Raw genomic sequence first — 15,540 nt, 5'->3', positions numbered from 1 at the left:
GTCTCCAGAGCCGTTGCCCGCGCGGCCTAGGAGGGATAGAGGTTTGGAGGGCCGCCGGCGCCGTTGTGGGCCGCCGGGACCGGTGGCGTCAGTCGCCCAATCGACCTAGGTCGTTGACCAGGGTTTCCAGCGCTTCGAGGTCCGAGGAGTCGTAATAGCCGCGAATGCGGCCTCGGCCGTCGACCAGCACGAAGCGGTTGCTGTGGACGATGGCCTCGCCGGGGGGCAGGGTTTCGGCCTCCGGAGCCGCCGCAACGCCCAGCTTGAAGCCATCGCGCACCAAGGCGTGGATCCCGTCGCTGGGTCCGGTGAGGAAGTGCCAGCGGTCGCTGGCCTCGTAGGAGCGGGCCCAATCCTCCAGGACCTCCGGCGTGTCGTGGCCGGGATCGAGGCTCACCGACACCAGCTTGGTCGCCGCCGGGAGCCGCTGGTCGAGGCGCGCCATGCGGGCGGTCATGGTGGGGCACACCAGGGTGCAGCGGGTGAAAATCGTGTCCGCTACCCAGGGGTGGCCGGCGAGGTCGGCGAGGGAGAAATCGCCTCCGTCGCGGTCGGTGAGGCTGAAGGCCGGCACCTGCCCGAGGATCGGGAGCGCCGCCTCCGGCGCTCCTTGCCGCTGCCGCGTCCAGGTGGCGAGCAGGATGATCAGTATGGCGCCGAGGAGCAGGCCCCACAGCAAACCCCGCCCGATCGAGCGGCCGACGGACTGTGGATCGTCCGGCAGAGGGTCGTCGGGTGAGCCGGACGGCAAGGTACCGTCTTCCGTCACGGGATCGACCTCGGTAGCGTCCGCCAAGTTCCGGCTCAGAAGCGGATGCGGTCCACCAGCATCACCGCCAGTAGCGCCGGTAGGTAGATAACCGACGCCAGCAGCAGCCGGTGGGCGGTGCCGCGGTGGCGCCGGCGGTTGAAGCCGAAGGAGCAAAGAAAGTAGGCCCCGCTCAGCAACGCGGCGCCGACGAAGTACAGGACCCCGGTGTGGCCGAGGACGGTGGGCAGTAGCGACACCGGCACCAGCGCCGCTGCGTAGAGCACCGCCTGGCGGCCGGTTCGGCTGCCGTCCGGATCGAACACCGGCAGCATCGGAAAACCGCCCTTCTGGTAGTCATCACGGTACATCCAGGCGATCGCCAGGAAGTGCGGCATCTGCCACAGGAAGAGAATGCCGAAGAGTGCCCAGGCTCCGGGTTCAATGGCGTCCCGGGCGGCGGTCCATCCCATCATCGGCGGCACGGCCCCGGGGACCGCTCCGACGATCGTCGCCAGCGAGCTGACCCGCTTCAGCGGCGTGTAGATGAAAACGTAGCCGGCGAGGGTGGCGGCACCCAGCAGGGCGGTCAGCAGATTGACCGAGTAGGCGAGTTGGGCGAGGCCGGTGATGGACAGGAGCACGCCGAGCACCAGCGCCGTGTCGGAACTGATTCGGCCGGCGGGAATCGGGCGCCCGGCGGTGCGGTCCATGCGGCTGTCCGGCTCGCGCTCGACCACCTGGTTGAGCACCCCGGCGCCACCGGCCACCAGGGCGGTGCCGAGGAGCACCGTCAACAGTCCTATCGGGTCGAAAGCCCTCAGCCCCACATTCAGGGGGCTGGCCATCAAATAACCGACGGCGGTGGTCACCACCACCATCACGGCGATGCGTGCCTTGACCAATTCGGAGAGGTCGGCGAACAGGGTGTCTTTTTTCACCCGACGCCTGTCGCCGGGGCCCCTGCGAGGCTCGGCGTGCACCGTCGGCGACGAGGTGGCGGGATGGGCGCTGGAGGAATCCATGATGGGCGCAGCAGGCTGCCGGTGAGCAACTCGAGCCTGGACTATGGCGGTATTCTACCAGCCGGTGGGGGTGTTCCCGGGGCAGAGAATTCGAGCACCAGATCCTGTTCGCCGAGGCGGGCGGTGAGTTCCCGTTCGCCGAGGGTCGGGTGCCAGGCGGCGACGATCCATTCATCTCCGTCGCCGGCCGGGGGATCGCGTAGCTCGAACCGGCCGTTTTCGTCCGTCACCGTGAACCAGCGGTGCTCCATCACCGCCAAGTAGCCGCGCATCCAGGGGTGGGAGGCGCAGCCGATCTCGAGGCGCCGCGCGGCCCGGTCGAAGCGGATCTCGGAGCGCATGCCTTCGAAGGGTTGCTGGAAGCGGAAGGCGAGGGGTTCGCCGCCGCCGCGCGGTGAGTGCCGAGGCTGGTGCAGGGTGGGGTCGGCGTTTTCGATCACCAGCGTTTGCCCCACCTGAAGGCCGGCCACCGGCGGGTCGTAGAAGCAGCTGCGAGCGGTCACCACCAGCGACTCCTCCGGCGCCTCGTCGGTTGCCGGCGGTGCGTCTTTCAGGAACACGAAGACATCCGCCAACCCGCGCCGTTCGTCCGCTGGATTCGCCTCTCCGAGGCGGACGGCGGAGAAGTTCGTCTGGCCGTCCCTCAGCTCCGCGCAGTTGGGGTCCACCGAGCGCATCGGCAGCGCCTCCACCGCGGGTTCGGCGCCGGAGAACACCGCTCGGCCAGCGATATGTGGCGGTGGCGGCGGTTCCTCTGGTGTCGCGGCGGCCGGCGGCGGCGGCTCCTCGGCACAGGCGACCAGAAGGACCAGAGTCAGCGCGGAGAATTTTGGGAGACAGCGCTTCAGAAGCATGGTGGAAGAGCGACCTCGGCGAGGCATGACCGAGCCAAAATTATACCGTGTTCGGGCTTTCCGGCGGGGTGCTGCGGGAGGATCGCGACGGGACCGGCAGGTATTTTCCGCTGCCTGTTAAGATGTCGCCCGCTCCGAGCGGTTGTGGGAACGCTCTCGAGGGAAGCTTCGACGCCGCCGGGGATTTTGGACAACAGGACGAGGCTGTCGACCGGCCGTCCGAAGCACGCTCTCCCTTGCGTCTGCAGAAGCGTGCCGCTAATATTCGTCGGGAGCTTGTGAATTTTTTCACAAGCTGGGTACGAGTCGGAACCGCAACTTTGATTTGTAGGTGCGGAGCGGTTTGAACCGCACAGATTCGATGTGACCGAGGGCGATTCCGAGAGGCGTCGATGCATGCCACAGATCTTCCAAAAGAGCGCAAATCAAATCTCGCGCCTGAGCATCGTCTTGGGTCTCGTGTCCCTGGGCGGCTTGGTTTGGGTGGGCTCTTTGCTCAGCACCTCCGGCTACGTGACCGGCGAGGGCGTGGTGCTCACACAACCGGTGCCCTTCTCCCACGATCATCACTTTACGGGTCTCGGCATCCACTGCGGTTACTGCCATACCACCGTCGAGACTTCGGCCTTCGCGGGCATTCCGCCGGTCGAGACGTGTATGAATTGCCACAAGGAGATCTGGACCAACGCGGAGCTGCTGGAGCCGATTCGCGAGTCGTACCGCTCCGGCGTGCCGATCGAGTGGGAGCGGGTGCACGATCTACCGGACTACGTGTTCTTCAACCACTCGATCCACGTTGCCAAGGGCATCGGCTGCGAGTCCTGCCACGGGCGGGTGGATGAAATGCCGCTGGTTCGCCAGGTCGAGTCGCTGACCATGGCCTGGTGTCTCGACTGTCATCGAGATCCGGCCGAGCATGTACGCCCGAAGGAGGAGATCTACACCTTCGACTGGAAACCGCCGATCCCGCAGTCGGAGCTGGGCCCACAACTGGTGGCGGAGTACGACGTCCAGAGCATCACGAATTGTTCCGCTTGCCATTACTGATGCTGGCACGACCGAGGATCCTGACGGCATGAGCATTCTAAAGATAGTCAAGGACGACGCTCCGCAGCGCGCGGCCGATGTGCCGGCCGAAGGCGGATCTTCCGGCCTCAGCCTGGAAGAAATCCGCGAGCGCCTGGCCGGCGCCGAGGGTCGGCAGTTTTGGCGCAGCGTCGATCAGCTCGCCGGTTCGGAAGGCTTCCGCGAACTGCTCCACCGCGAGTTCCCGCGGCAGGCCAGCGAGTGGCTCGGCGGCGGCACCAGCCGGCGTCGCTTCCTGCAGTTGATGAGCGCCTCCTTGGCTTTGGGCGGGCTTTCCGGCTGCGTCAAGCAGCCCGCCGAGAAAATCTTGCCTTACGTTCGCCAGCCGGTGGAGGTCAAGCCCGGTACACCGCTCTACTTCGCCAGCGCCGCAACCGTGGGCGGCTACGCGACCGGCATTCTGGTCGAGAGCCACACCGGACGTCCGACCAAGATCGAGGGTAATCCGGATCATCCGGCGAGCCTCGGCGGAACGGACACCCTGGTTCAGGGGATGATCCTCGACCTTTACGATCCGGATCGCGCCCAGGAAGTCACCGACACCGGCCGGCCGCGCACCTGGGGTGCCCTGGTGGAGGCTCTGCAGCCGCACATCGACGCGCTGCGGGCGGTGGGTGGAGCGGGAATTCGCATCCTCACCGAGGCGGTTTCGTCGCCCACTCTGGCGTCGCAGCTCGAAGATCTACGCTCGGAGCTTCCGGAGATGCGCTGGCACACCTGGGAGCCGGCTGCCGGGCACCCGGCGGCGGAGACCGCTCGGTCCACCTTCGGGCGTCCCCTGGAGGTGCGCTACGACCTGACGAAGGTCGATGTCCTGATCACCCTCGACTCGGATTTCCTCACCCAAGGCCCCGGAAGTGCCCGCTATGCCGCCGATTTCTCCGCGCGGCGGCGCGTTTGGGAGGCCGCCGAGGCGGATCGGTCGATGGCCCGCTACTACGCTCTGGAATCGACCGTTACGGCCACCGGCACGCTGGCCGATCACCGGTTGCCGCTGCCCCCGAGTACTCTGGCGAAGGCCGCCAAGGCCCTGGCCTCACGCCTGGGTGCGGACGCCTCGTCGCAGGTGATGACCGGCTTTGCGCCGGCCGTCGAGGAATGGCTGACGGCGGCGGTCAGCGACCTTTCCGCCGCCGGCAGCGGCGCCCTGGTGGTGGCTGGGCCCTACGCTTCGCCGGAGGTACAGGCCGCGGCCCAGGAGATCAATGCCGCTCTCGGCAGCGAAGCGGTCACCTACAGCGAGTCGATCGATGCCAATCCGGTGGATCAAGGGGCGAACCTCGGGGAGCTGGTGTCCGCTCTCGAAAGCGGTTCCGTGGAGCTGTTGGTGATTGTGGGTGGCAACCCGGTATTCAACGCGCCGGCGGATAGCCGCCTGCCGGAGGCGATTCTCGAGGCGAAGGAGGCTCTCTACCTGGGCCTGTACGAGAACGAGACCTCGCGCTCCTGCCGCTGGCAGGTGCCGGCCAAGCACTTTCTCGAAGGCTGGAGCGACGCCCGGGCTTTTGACGGCACCGCCAGCATTGTTCAGCCGTTGATCGACCCCCTCTATCGTTCATGCCGCTCGGCCCACCAAGTCGTGGCGCTGCTGGCCGGTCGCAGCGAGGCCGACGAGTACGAGCTGGTGCGCGATTACTGGGCGGGGCAGGGACTCGACGACCGGGCGCTGCGCTCGGCCATCCACAACGGGGTCGTGCCGGACACGGAACGACCGGCGGTGGTGCCCTCGGCGGCCGGCGGAAGCCCCTTGGCTCCACCCCTAGAGCCGGCCGCGGACGGCGAGATCGAGTTGGTCTTCCGCCCCGACCCAACGATCTGGGACGGTCGTTTCGTCAACAACGGCTGGCTCCAAGAGTGTCCCAAGCCTCTGACCAAGCTGACCTGGGACAACGCCCTGCTGCTCGCCCCGGCGACCGCCGCAGCCTACGGCTTGGCCAACGGCGACCGGGTCCATGTGGCGGTCGGCGAGCGCACCGTCGAGGGCATTCCCGTGTGGATTCAGCCGGGCCTGCCGGCGAAGAGCGCGACGCTCCATTTCGGCTACGGCGGCAGCGGGTTGGGCCGGGTGGGGAAAGGCACCGGCTTCGACGTCTACCCGCTTCGCACCGCCGCGGGTTTGTGGAACGCCACCGCCACGTTGACCAAGGCCGACGGCCAGTACCCTCTCGCCAATACCCAAGATCACGGCTCGATGGAGGGTCGTCACCTGGTGCGCTCGGCGAGTCTGGAGGAGTACTCTCACCATCCGGACTTCGCCCAACACATGGTGCATGTGCCGACCAGAGAGCAGTCCATGTATCCGCCCCACGAGCACGACGGCTATGCCTGGGGAATGGTGGTGGATTTGAACGCCTGCATGGGGTGTAACGCCTGCGTGGTGGCCTGTCAGGCGGAAAACAACATTCCGGTGGTCGGCAAGGACCAGGTGCTCAAGGCGCGCGAGATGCACTGGCTGCGGGTGGACCGCTACTACGAGGGCGACTTGGACAATCCGCGGATCCTGCACCAGCCGGTGAGCTGCCAGCACTGCGAGCAGGCTCCCTGCGAGGTGGTGTGCCCGGTGGCCGCAACGGTACACAGCCCCGAGGGCCTCAACGAGATGGTCTACAACCGCTGCGTGGGCACTCGCTACTGCTCGAACAACTGCCCCTACAAGGTGCGCCGCTTCAACTTCTTGCAGTACGTGGACAACTCCACGGAAACCCTGAAGATGGTGCGCAATCCGTACGTGACGGTGCGCGACCGCGGCGTGATGGAGAAGTGTACCTACTGCGTGCAGCGCATCAACCGGACGCGCATCGCCGCCACGGTCGAAGGCCGAAAAGTGCGCGACAACGAAATCAAGACCGCGTGCCAGGGAGCCTGTCCGTCGGACTGCATCCGCTTCGGCGATATTAGCGACCCGACGACCGGTGTGTCCGAGTGGAAGGATCTGCCGCTCAACTACGGCCTTTTGGAAGAACTCAATACCCGGCCCCGAACCACCTACCTAGCGAGGGTGAGCAACCCGAGCCGGAAGCTGGAGACGACCTAGCATGGCGACCATAGATCCTCCAGTCTTCACCGGCGAGCCCGAACCGGGAGTGCCGCCGGTTCTCACCGGTCACCACACCCCTGGGTCGGTGACGGACGACATCACCCGTCCGATCTTCAGCGAGATCAAGCCCTGGTGGCTGGTGGGCTTTGGGATCAGTTTCGCCCTGCTGATGCTGTTTTTGATGGGGGCCGCCAAGCTGGTGACGGTCGGCACTGGAGTCTGGGGTTTGAATATGCCGGTGGCCTGGGGATTCGCCATCATCAACTTCGTCTGGTGGATCGGCATCGGTCACGCCGGCACCTTGATCTCCGCCATTCTGCTGCTCTTCCGGCAGGAGTGGCGCACCTCGATCAACCGCTTCGCCGAAGCCATGACGCTGTTTGCGGTGGCCTGTGCGGGGATGTTCCCCATCCTCCACCTGGGCCGCCCGTGGCTGTTCTACTGGCTGATGCCGTACCCCAACCAGATGAGCCTTTGGCCGCAGTTCCAGAGCCCGCTGATCTGGGACGTGTTCGCCGTTTCGACCTACGCCACGGTGTCGCTCCTGTTCTGGTTCACCGGCCTGATCCCGGACCTCGCTTCGCTGCGCGACCGCGCCAAGAACATCTGGGTACAGCGCCTGGCGGGCATCTTCTCCCTCGGCTGGAGAGGGTCCGCCAAGCACTGGCAAAACTATGAGGCCCTGTACCTGCTTTTGGCCGGCCTGTCCACGCCGCTGGTGCTGTCGGTGCACACGGTGGTGTCCTTCGACTTCGCCATCTCCATCGTTCCCGGCTGGCACACCACGGTGTTCCCGCCGTACTTCGTCGCCGGCGCGGTCTTCGCCGGCTTCGCGATGGTCTTCACGCTGATGCTGCCGCTCCGGCCGCTCTTCGGATTGAAGGACTACATCACCGACCGCCATCTGCAGGCGATGGCCAAGGTGATGCTGACCACCGGCCTGATCGTGGCCTATGGCTACATCGTCGAGATTTTCGTCGCCTGGTATAGCGGCAACGTCTACGAATGGGGCATGGTCAAGAACCGGTTTACCGGCCCCTTCAAGTTCCAGTACTTGATGCTGTGGGTGTGCAACATCTTCGTGCCGCAGCTCCTGTGGATCAAGCGGGTGCGCACCTCGCCGATCGTACTGTGGCTGGTGTCCATGGCGATCAACGTCGGCATGTGGCTGGAGCGCTACATCATCGTCGTGGTCAGTCTGGCGCGAGACTTCCTGCCGTCGTCCTGGGACGTCTATGCCGGTACCCGCTGGGATTGGGCCATCTACGTCGGCACCATCGGTTTGTTCATGGCGCTGATCTTCCTGTTCATCCGCTTCCTGCCGGTGATCTCGATCTTCGAGGTGAGACACCTGGCGCACGAGAAATCTCACCACCACGAGGCGGCGACATGAGTTTTACGATCTACGGTTTGATGGCCGAGTTCCCAACCTCGGAAGCGCTGGTCGAAGCCGCCCGGAAGACTACCCGCGCGGGCTACACGCGGGTGGACGCTTTCACCCCCTATCCGGTGGAGGAGCTGTCCGAAGCCCTCGAACACAAGCGCTCCTGGGTGCCCTTGATCGTGCTGATGGGTGGCCTGGCGGGCGGCTTCGGAGGCTTCGGGCTCCAGTTCTGGAGCGCCACCATCCACTACCCGATGATTATCGGTGGGCGGCCCTTCGCGGCCTGGCCCGGGTGGATCGTGGTGACCTTCGAGTGCACCATCTTGGCGGCGGCCGCCTCCGGCCTGCTGGGGATGATTCTGCTCAACAAACTGCCCCAGCCCTACCACCCGGTGTTCAATGTCGAATCCTTTCGCGCCAAGGCGTCGAGCGAGGGATTTTTCCTGGTGGTCGAAGCGGAGGATCCGCGCTTCGATCGCCAAGATACGGCGGACTTTCTGCGCGAACTGAATCCCATCGAGGTGGCGGAAGTTGAAGAGTAAGTCGGCAACGGCCTTCCGTATCGTGCTCCTCGGTGGGGTTTTCCTCGCTCTCGTCGGCTGCCGTCAAGGCATGTTCGACCAGGCGAAGTACGAGCCCCTGGAGAAGAGTTCGTTCTTTGAGAACGACGCCTCCGCCCGGCCGCTGCCGGAACACACCGTGGCGCGCGGCCACCTGAACGACGATACGGCTCTCCACGCCGGTATGGACGCCAACGGCCAGCCGGTGACGTTCAACCCGGTGAAGCTCTCGGAATCCGTGCTGCGCCGCGGTCAGCAGCGCTACGGGATGTTCTGCACCCCCTGTCACGGTCAGACCGGTGCCGGCGACGGCATGATCGTGCGGCGCGGCTATCCGAAGCCGGCGTCGTTCCACGAAGAGCGACTGCGCGAGATGCCCGAAGGCTACTTCTTCGACGTGGTGACCAACGGTTTCGGCCGCATGCCGGCCTACGGAAGCCAGATTCCGGCAACGGACCGATGGGCGATCATCGCCTACCTGCGGGTGCTGCAGGAAAGCCAGGGCATGACCCTCGATGAACTGTCCGAGGACGACCGCAAAGCCTTCGAAACGGCTCTCAAGGAGCCCGACCCGGCCATCTCCGACCCCGCTGGCCACCATGGCGACACCGACCACGAAGCGAGCGCACACTGATGAGTCACTCGGCCCAATCCTCGGCTAGTCCCGGTCAGCCTCCGGAGTTCTACGAGCCGCCGGCGGACCTCGCGATGCTGCAGCGCCGCGGTTTGGCCGGCGGTCTCGTCGCCGCCGTCTTCTGCCTCTTCGGATTTCTGCTGGATCCGGCGCAGTTCTATCGCTCCTGGCTCGTTGGCTGGGTTTTCGTGCTCACCATCCCGCTGGGCTGCCTGGGTTTCGCCATGATCCAGCATCTGACCCTCGGCAAATGGGGGCTCTTTGCCCGCCGAGCCTACGAAGCCGCCGGCAAGTCCGTGGGGCTGTTGGCGGTCCTCGGTCTGCCGCTGGTCTTCGGAGGTCTCGAGCATCTCTACATCTGGTCCACCCCGGAGCGCGCGCCGAAGGAGCTAGAACACCTGCTCCACCACAAGGAGCCGTGGCTCAACGCCGGCGGCATGCGGTTGCGCTACTTCATCGTCTTTGCCGTGCTGCTCGGGCTGGCCTTTCTGCTGTCGCGGCTGTCCCTGCGGCAGGATGCCACCGGCGATGTGGGTCTTTCGCGCCGCATGCGGGTGGTGGCGGCGCCGGGATTGGTGCTCTATGTCTTTGCGACAACGGTGTTGTCCTATGACTTCTTGATGTCCATCGAGCCAGCCTGGTTCTCGACCCTTTACGGGGTGTGGTTCATTGCCGCCATGGGCCTTGGAGCACTATGTTTCACGGTGCTCCTGATGCGCTTCATGATCGGTCTCCATCCGCTGACGAACTACGTGGAGAAGAGCCACTTCCACGACTGGGGCAAGCTGATGCTCGCCTTTGTGATGCTGTGGGCCTACTTCACCATCTCGCAGTTCCTCATTATCTGGTCCGGAAACCAGCTGGAGGAAACCGAGTGGTACTTCCATCGCCTGCGGCACGGCTGGGGGCCGGTGGCTCTGTTTCTGTTTTTGGCGCACTTCGCGTTGCCCTTTGCGCTGCTCTTGTCGCGTGACCTGAAACGCAACGTCAAGGCACTGGGGTGGGTGGCGGTGTTTCTGCTGTTGATGTGCTGGCTGGACGTCTTCATGCAGGCGGTGCCGAGCTATCTGAAGGACGGCCCAGCGGTTCATTGGCTGGATTTGGCGGCACCGGTCGCTGTCGGCGGACTGTGGTTTGCCACCTTTGTGTGGTTCTACCGACGCCACCCGGTGATGCCCTACAACGATCCCTACCTGCACCACGGCCATTCCCATGGTGCCGCCCTGGAGCTCGCCGATCATGCATGACGACCACCACGAAGGTGCTGCCGGTCACTCCAGTGATCCGGATGTGGAGCTGACCGTCAGCGGTATCTTGTACACCGCCTTCGGCATCCTCGCCGTGACCGCCGTGTCGATGGTGCTCATGTGGCTCCTGGGGACTCGCTTCGAAAGCGCCGAAGAGAGTACCCGTCGCGCCTTGACGCCGCTCGAAGAGCGAGCCTTGGCGGAAACCCGTCGCGCCAACGAGGCCGTCGAGTGGGAACCGCCGCTGCCGGGACTGGAGCGCAATCTCGATCTGCCGGTGCCGCCGGGACCCAATCTGGAGTTGGTCGAGGGCTACAGCATGCGGCGGATGCGCGAGGAAGAGAGCGCGCGGCTCAACCACTACGGCTACCTCGACGAGGGGGCCGGCCGCATCCACATCCCGGTCGACCGCGCCATCGAGATGGCCCTCGAGCGGGCCGCTGAGACTCCGAAGACCCCCGTCGTTCCGATGTCCCAAGAAGTCGATGAGGGGAGCGAGGACGCCGTCGGCGACGACTCCGCACCGGCCGACTCCGAGCCCTTAGCCGACGGTGGCCAGGGGGTGGCGAATGGCTGACCGCGCGCAGCGGATCCTTCCGCTGGTGCTGTGCTTCGCCCTTCTGGCGCCCTTGCCGGTGGTGGCCGACACCGTCAGCCCGCAGGCGCGGCCGATGGGCCTCGACCCGGATCCCAGCGCTGTTCCGGAGCCGCTGCGCGAGATCGGCTTTGACCAGCGGATGGGAGAGATCGTTCCTTTGGACACCGAGTTCGTGGACAGTGCAGGCAACGCAGTGCGCCTGGGGGATTTCTACGGCGACAGGCCGGTGGCCCTGTCGCTGGTGTATTTCGACTGTCCCATGCTCTGCCCGCTGACCCTGGACGGCCTCACCCGCAGCCTCAAGGTGCTGCCCTTCGATCTCGGCGAAGAGTACGAGATGGTGGTGGTTGGCTTCGATCCTTCGGAAGGGCCGGAACTGGCCGCCGAGGCCAAGGCGCAAGCAATTCGCCGCTACGGCCGCACCGGCACCGAGGACGGCTGGCACTTCCTTACCGGCGAGCAGGCGGAGATCGACCGGCTGGTCGAGGCCGTCGGCTTTCGCTACAGCTACGACGCCAATACTGGGGAATTCGCCCACGCTGCCGGCTTGGTGCTGACCACCCCGGAGGGCCGCATCGCGCGCTATTTCTTTGGTATCGACTACCCGCCGAAGGATCTTCGCCTAGGCTTTGTCGAGGCCGGCGAGGGCAGGATCGGCAGTGCGATCGATCAGATCCTCCTGTACTGCTTTCACTACGACGCCAGCATCGGCCGCTACACCGCCGTCACCATGAACATCGTACGGCTCGGCGGCCTGCTAACGGTTATCGCCCTCGTCACCTTCATCATCGTCATGGTGCGCCGTGAAAAGCGGCTGGCGCCCACCGACTTGAGGACCGTTTAGCATGTGGTCGGATTTCCCGATGTTCCCCGAGGCCGCCTCGACGTTCGCCGGTGAGGTAGACACCCTCTACTTCGTGTGGATCGCGGTCAGCCTGTTCTTCTCGGTGCTGATCGCCGCTTTCATCATCTTCTTCTTCATGAAGTACCGGCGGCGGGAGTGGTACCAGTACGGCAACCAGGCGGAGGTCAAGACCCTGCCCCTCGAGATCACCTGGTCGGTGATTCCGCTGATCATCACCCTGGCAATGTTCGCCTGGGGGGCGAAGGTGTTCTTCGACCTCTCGCGGCCGCCGGTGGACGCCGATGCCTACTACGCCGTCGGCAAACAGTGGATGTGGAAGTTCCAGCATCCGGAGGGAGTGCGGGAGATCAACGATCTGCACGTTCCAGTGGGCCGTCCGATTCAGCTCACCATGACCTCCGAGGACGTCATTCACAGCTTCTACGTGCCGGCGTTCCGAGTGAAGAAAGACGTATTGCCGGGTCGCTACACGACGGTTTGGTTCGAAGCCACCCAGCCGGGCCGCTACCACCTGTTCTGCGCCGAGTACTGCGGCACCGAGCACTCGCGAATGATCGGCAGCGTCTATGCCCTCTCTCCCGAGGACTACGAGAGCTGGCTGGCGACCGGGGTGGCCGGGCCAACGCTGCAGGCTTCCGGTGAGGAACTGTTCGAGCAGTTCGCCTGCGCCACCTGCCACCAGGTGGGCGACGGTGCTTCGGTGGACGCCACCCGCTTGGCGCGGGGACCGGCCCTCCGGGGTCTCTTCGGCACCGAGGTGGCGCTGGCGAGCGGTCGCACCGTGACCGCCGACGAGAGCTATATTCGCCAGTCGATCCTCAATCCGCAGGCGGATATCGTGGCTGGCTGGCAGCCGATCATGCCGACTTTCAAGGGACAGGTGACGGCGGAACAGGTCAACGCCCTGGTGGACTTCATCAAGTCGCTGGACGGCGAGCCCGCCGGCGTTCCGGGCCTGGGAGAGGACCTACGGGAAGGCGCCGTACCGGCACTCCAGGCGGCGACGGACTCCGTTGACGAACTCGAAGGCAACCGCCCCGACGCGGGATAGAGAACCTTATGACCACCCATGCAGCAGCCGCGCCCGGCTCCAACTACCTGACCAACGGTTTCAGCCTGAAGTCCTGGCTGTTGACCAAGGATCACAAGAGGATCGCGATCCTCTACATGATCTCGATTACCGTCTTCTTTGTCCTCGGCGGCCTTTTTGCCTTCGTCGTGCGGTTGGAGCTGCTGACCCCCGCCGGCGATCTGATGGAAGCGGATACCTACAACCGGATGTTCACCATGCACGGCGTGGTGATGATTTTCTTTTTCCTGATCCCGTCGATCCCGGCGGTGTTGGGCAATTTCCTGGTGCCGATCATGATCGGGGCCAAGGACCTGGCCTTCCCAAAGATCAACCTGGCCTCTTGGTACCTCTACAACATCGCCGGGGTGATCACCCTGGCGGCCATCGCCATGGGCGGTGTCGACACCGGCTGGACCTTCTACACGCCGTTCTCCACCACCTACGCCAACGGCTATGTGGTGCTGACGGTGGTGGGGCTGTTCATCAACGGTTTTTCGTCGATCTTCACCGGCCTGAACTTCATTGTGTCGATCCACCGCATGCGGGCGCCAGGGCTCACCTGGTTCCGTCTGCCGCTCTTCATCTGGGGCCACTATGCGACCAGCCTGGTGATCATGCTCGGCACGCCGGTGATCGCCATTACGCTGGCGCTGTTGGCCGCCGAGCGGGCCCTCCATCTGGGGATTTTCGATCCGGCCCTGGGTGGCGATCCGATCCTCTTCCAGCACCTGTTCTGGTTCTATTCCCATCCGGCGGTGTACATCATGATCCTGCCGTCGATGGGAGTGATCAGCGAGATCATCTCCGCCTTCACTCGCAAGAAGATCTTCGGCTACCACTTCGTGGCCTTCGCCTCCATCGCCATTGCGATTCTGGGCTTCCTGGTGTGGGGCCACCACCTGTTCGTCAGCGGTCAGTCGATTTACGCCGGCCTAGTGTTCTCGGTGCTGTCGATGCTGGTGGGCGTGCCCTCGGCGGTGAAGGTGTTCAACTGGATGGCGACTCTCTACCAGGGCTCCATCTCGCGGCAAACGCCGATGCTCTACGCCCTGGGCTTCATCGGCCTTTTCACCATCGGCGGCCTGACCGGCGTGATGCTCGCCACCATCGGCTTGGACGTCCACGTCCACGACACCTACTTCGTGGTGGCCCACTTCCACTACATCATGGTGGGCGGCGCGATCATGGGGTACCTGGGCGGCATCCATTTCTGGTGGCCGAAGATGACCGGGCGGCTGTACCCGAACTTCTGGTCGAAGCTCTCCGCCGGCCTGGTGTTCGTCGGCTTCAACCTGACCTTCTTCCCGCAGTTCATCCTCGGCTACCTCGGCATGCCGCGGCGCTACTGGAGCTACCCGGACGAGATGCAGGTGCTGAACGTGCTGTCCACCGCCGGTGCCACCATCCTCGGCGTGGGCTACGCCATGCCGCTCTTCTACCTGCTGTGGTCCTTGAAGGGCGGTCGCGTCGCCGACGACAATCCGTGGGGCGCCTACGGCCTCGAATGGGAAACTTCGTCACCGCCGCCGACGGAGAACTTCCTGCACGACCCGGTGGTCACCGGCGGTCCCTACGACTACGCGGAACTGGAGCGGAAACGTGGCTGACCTGGCGCACTCCGGTGGGGTCCACGAGGCCCACCACCCGAAGCTGCAGCACCACTTTGAGGATCTCGATCAGCAACGCGAGGCGTCGACCCTCGGCATGTGGCTGTTCCTGGTTACCGAGATCATGTTCTTCGGCGGCCTGTTTTGCGCCTACCTGATCTACCGGGGCGCCTCCTTCGACGCCTTCGCCGAGGCCAGCCGCTCCCTCGACCTCTACCTGGGTGGCTTCAATACGGCGGTGCTGATTGGCAGCAGTTTGACCATGGCCCTGGCGGTTTGGGCAGCGCAGGTCAGTAAGCGCAAGGCCCTGATCGTATTCATGATCCTAACGATTGTTCTGGGCGCCGTTTTTCTGGGCGTCAAGGTGATCGAGTACAGCGGCAAGTTTGCCCATCACCACGTACCCGGCGACAGCTTCGAGTGGGCGCCGCCCTACGGCGATCCGGCGAACGAAGCGGGGACGGAGATGTTCTTCTCCCTTTATTTCGCCATGACCGGCCTGCACGCCGCCCACATGATCATCGGCATGGGATTCCTGGCCTACCTGTTGATCCCCGCCTGGCAGGGCAAGTTCAACGCCGACTGGTACAACCCGGTGGAGTGCTTCGGTCTCTATTGGCATTTCGTGGACATCGTGTGGATTTTCCTCTTCCCGCTGCTCTACCTGATCGGCCGTCACTAGCGGGAGCTGACGATGCGATTCGATACTTCATCAGCTCCCGCTAGCTCACTCGCCAAGGGGGCTGGGCGCCCCCCTCACCTCGAAGAAGCAAGCTTCTTCAAGGCTCACCCCCATCCACGGCGGCAAAGCCGCCGGCGAGCC

General features: G+C 64.7%; 14 protein-coding genes. 11 read left to right on the top strand and 3 right to left on the bottom strand.

All coding sequences use genetic code 11. The features are described from left to right. Nucleotides 1–88: 88 nt before the first annotated feature. The 3 genes from AAF481_10085 to AAF481_10075 form a co-directional block, all read right to left on the bottom strand. The gene (locus AAF481_10085) at nt 89–796 is read right to left on the bottom strand and encodes an SCO family protein (protein MEM7481512.1); all 708 of its coding nucleotides are present in this window, start codon (nt 794–796) and stop codon (nt 89–91) included. Nucleotides 797–804: 8 nt separating this feature from the next. Then, the gene (cyoE, locus tag AAF481_10080) at nt 805–1,689 is read right to left on the bottom strand and encodes a heme o synthase (GenBank protein ID MEM7481511.1); all 885 of its coding nucleotides are present in this window, start codon (nt 1,687–1,689) and stop codon (nt 805–807) included. A gap of 125 nt (nt 1,690–1,814) precedes the next feature. Beyond that, nucleotides 1,815–2,627 (bottom strand): hypothetical protein, encoded by an 813-nt coding sequence (locus AAF481_10075; protein MEM7481510.1) that lies wholly within the window; start codon nt 2,625–2,627, stop codon nt 1,815–1,817. Nucleotides 2,628–3,086: 459 nt separating this feature from the next. On the opposite strand from AAF481_10075, the gene AAF481_10070 reads away from it, so the two are divergent. The 11 genes from AAF481_10070 to AAF481_10020 are packed head-to-tail and all read left to right on the top strand — an operon-like array spanning nt 3,087 to nt 15,399. After that, nucleotides 3,087–3,674, top strand: coding sequence for a cytochrome c3 family protein (locus AAF481_10070; GenBank protein MEM7481509.1), 588 nt, complete (start codon nt 3,087–3,089; stop codon nt 3,672–3,674). Nucleotides 3,675–3,702: 28 nt separating this feature from the next. Further along, nucleotides 3,703–6,747, top strand: a complete 3,045-nt coding sequence (locus AAF481_10065; protein ID MEM7481508.1) for a TAT-variant-translocated molybdopterin oxidoreductase — start codon at nt 3,703–3,705, stop codon at nt 6,745–6,747. 1 nt (nt 6,748) lies between these two features. Continuing rightward, complete coding sequence (nrfD, locus tag AAF481_10060) at nt 6,749–8,143, top strand: NrfD/PsrC family molybdoenzyme membrane anchor subunit (GenBank protein MEM7481507.1); 1,395 nt, start codon at nt 6,749–6,751, stop codon at nt 8,141–8,143. Next, entirely contained in the window at nt 8,140–8,676 is a 537-nt protein-coding gene (locus AAF481_10055) for a DUF3341 domain-containing protein (GenBank protein ID MEM7481506.1), read from the top strand. The genes nrfD and AAF481_10055 overlap by 4 nt, the downstream gene beginning before the upstream one ends. Then, complete coding sequence (locus AAF481_10050; GenBank protein MEM7481505.1) at nt 8,666–9,328, top strand: cytochrome c; 663 nt, start codon at nt 8,666–8,668, stop codon at nt 9,326–9,328. Before AAF481_10055 ends, AAF481_10050 begins: the two co-directional genes overlap by 11 nt. Beyond that, the gene (locus AAF481_10045) at nt 9,328–10,575 is read left to right on the top strand and encodes a hypothetical protein (protein ID MEM7481504.1); all 1,248 of its coding nucleotides are present in this window, start codon (nt 9,328–9,330) and stop codon (nt 10,573–10,575) included. The genes AAF481_10050 and AAF481_10045 overlap by 1 nt, the downstream gene beginning before the upstream one ends. Beyond that, nucleotides 10,568–11,152 (top strand): hypothetical protein, encoded by a 585-nt coding sequence (locus AAF481_10040; protein MEM7481503.1) that lies wholly within the window; start codon nt 10,568–10,570, stop codon nt 11,150–11,152. The genes AAF481_10045 and AAF481_10040 overlap by 8 nt, the downstream gene beginning before the upstream one ends. Next, the gene (locus AAF481_10035; protein ID MEM7481502.1) at nt 11,145–12,017 is read left to right on the top strand and encodes an SCO family protein; all 873 of its coding nucleotides are present in this window, start codon (nt 11,145–11,147) and stop codon (nt 12,015–12,017) included. The genes AAF481_10040 and AAF481_10035 overlap by 8 nt, the downstream gene beginning before the upstream one ends. A 19-nt stretch (nt 12,018–12,036) precedes the next feature. Beyond that, nucleotides 12,037–13,089, top strand: coding sequence for a cytochrome c oxidase subunit II (gene coxB / locus AAF481_10030; GenBank protein MEM7481501.1), 1,053 nt, complete (start codon nt 12,037–12,039; stop codon nt 13,087–13,089). A gap of 8 nt (nt 13,090–13,097) precedes the next feature. After that, a complete protein-coding gene (gene ctaD, locus AAF481_10025; protein MEM7481500.1) occupies nt 13,098–14,717 on the top strand; it encodes a cytochrome c oxidase subunit I in 1,620 nt (539 codons plus the stop codon). Further along, entirely contained in the window at nt 14,710–15,399 is a 690-nt protein-coding gene (locus AAF481_10020; GenBank protein ID MEM7481499.1) for a cytochrome c oxidase subunit 3 family protein, read from the top strand. The genes ctaD and AAF481_10020 overlap by 8 nt, the downstream gene beginning before the upstream one ends. Nucleotides 15,400–15,540 lie beyond the last annotated feature (141 nt).

This window comes from Acidobacteriota bacterium (genome assembly GCA_039030395.1).
GTDB lineage: Bacteria > Acidobacteriota > Thermoanaerobaculia > Multivoradales > JBCCEF01 > JBCCEF01.
The sequence above is the reverse complement of the archived record's forward strand: the minus strand, read 5'-3'. Positions and strand labels throughout refer to the sequence as shown.

Bases quoted from the DNA above. Each gene is read 5' to 3' on its own strand.
- AAF481_10075 (MEM7481510.1), bottom strand. From the start codon at position 2,627: ATGCTTCTGAAGCGCTGTCTCCCAAAATTCTCCGCGCTGACTCTGGTC.
- AAF481_10065 (MEM7481508.1), top strand. From the start codon at position 3,703: ATGAGCATTCTAAAGATAGTCAAGGACGACGCTCCGCAGCGCGCGGCC.
- nrfD (MEM7481507.1), top strand. From the start codon at position 6,749: ATGGCGACCATAGATCCTCCAGTCTTCACCGGCGAGCCCGAACCGGGA.
- AAF481_10055 (MEM7481506.1), top strand. From the start codon at position 8,140: ATGAGTTTTACGATCTACGGTTTGATGGCCGAGTTCCCAACCTCGGAA.
- AAF481_10045 (MEM7481504.1), top strand. From the start codon at position 9,328: ATGAGTCACTCGGCCCAATCCTCGGCTAGTCCCGGTCAGCCTCCGGAG.
- AAF481_10040 (MEM7481503.1), top strand. From the start codon at position 10,568: ATGCATGACGACCACCACGAAGGTGCTGCCGGTCACTCCAGTGATCCG.
- AAF481_10035 (MEM7481502.1), top strand. From the start codon at position 11,145: ATGGCTGACCGCGCGCAGCGGATCCTTCCGCTGGTGCTGTGCTTCGCC.
- coxB (MEM7481501.1), top strand. From the start codon at position 12,037: ATGTTCCCCGAGGCCGCCTCGACGTTCGCCGGTGAGGTAGACACCCTC.
- ctaD (MEM7481500.1), top strand. From the start codon at position 13,098: ATGACCACCCATGCAGCAGCCGCGCCCGGCTCCAACTACCTGACCAAC.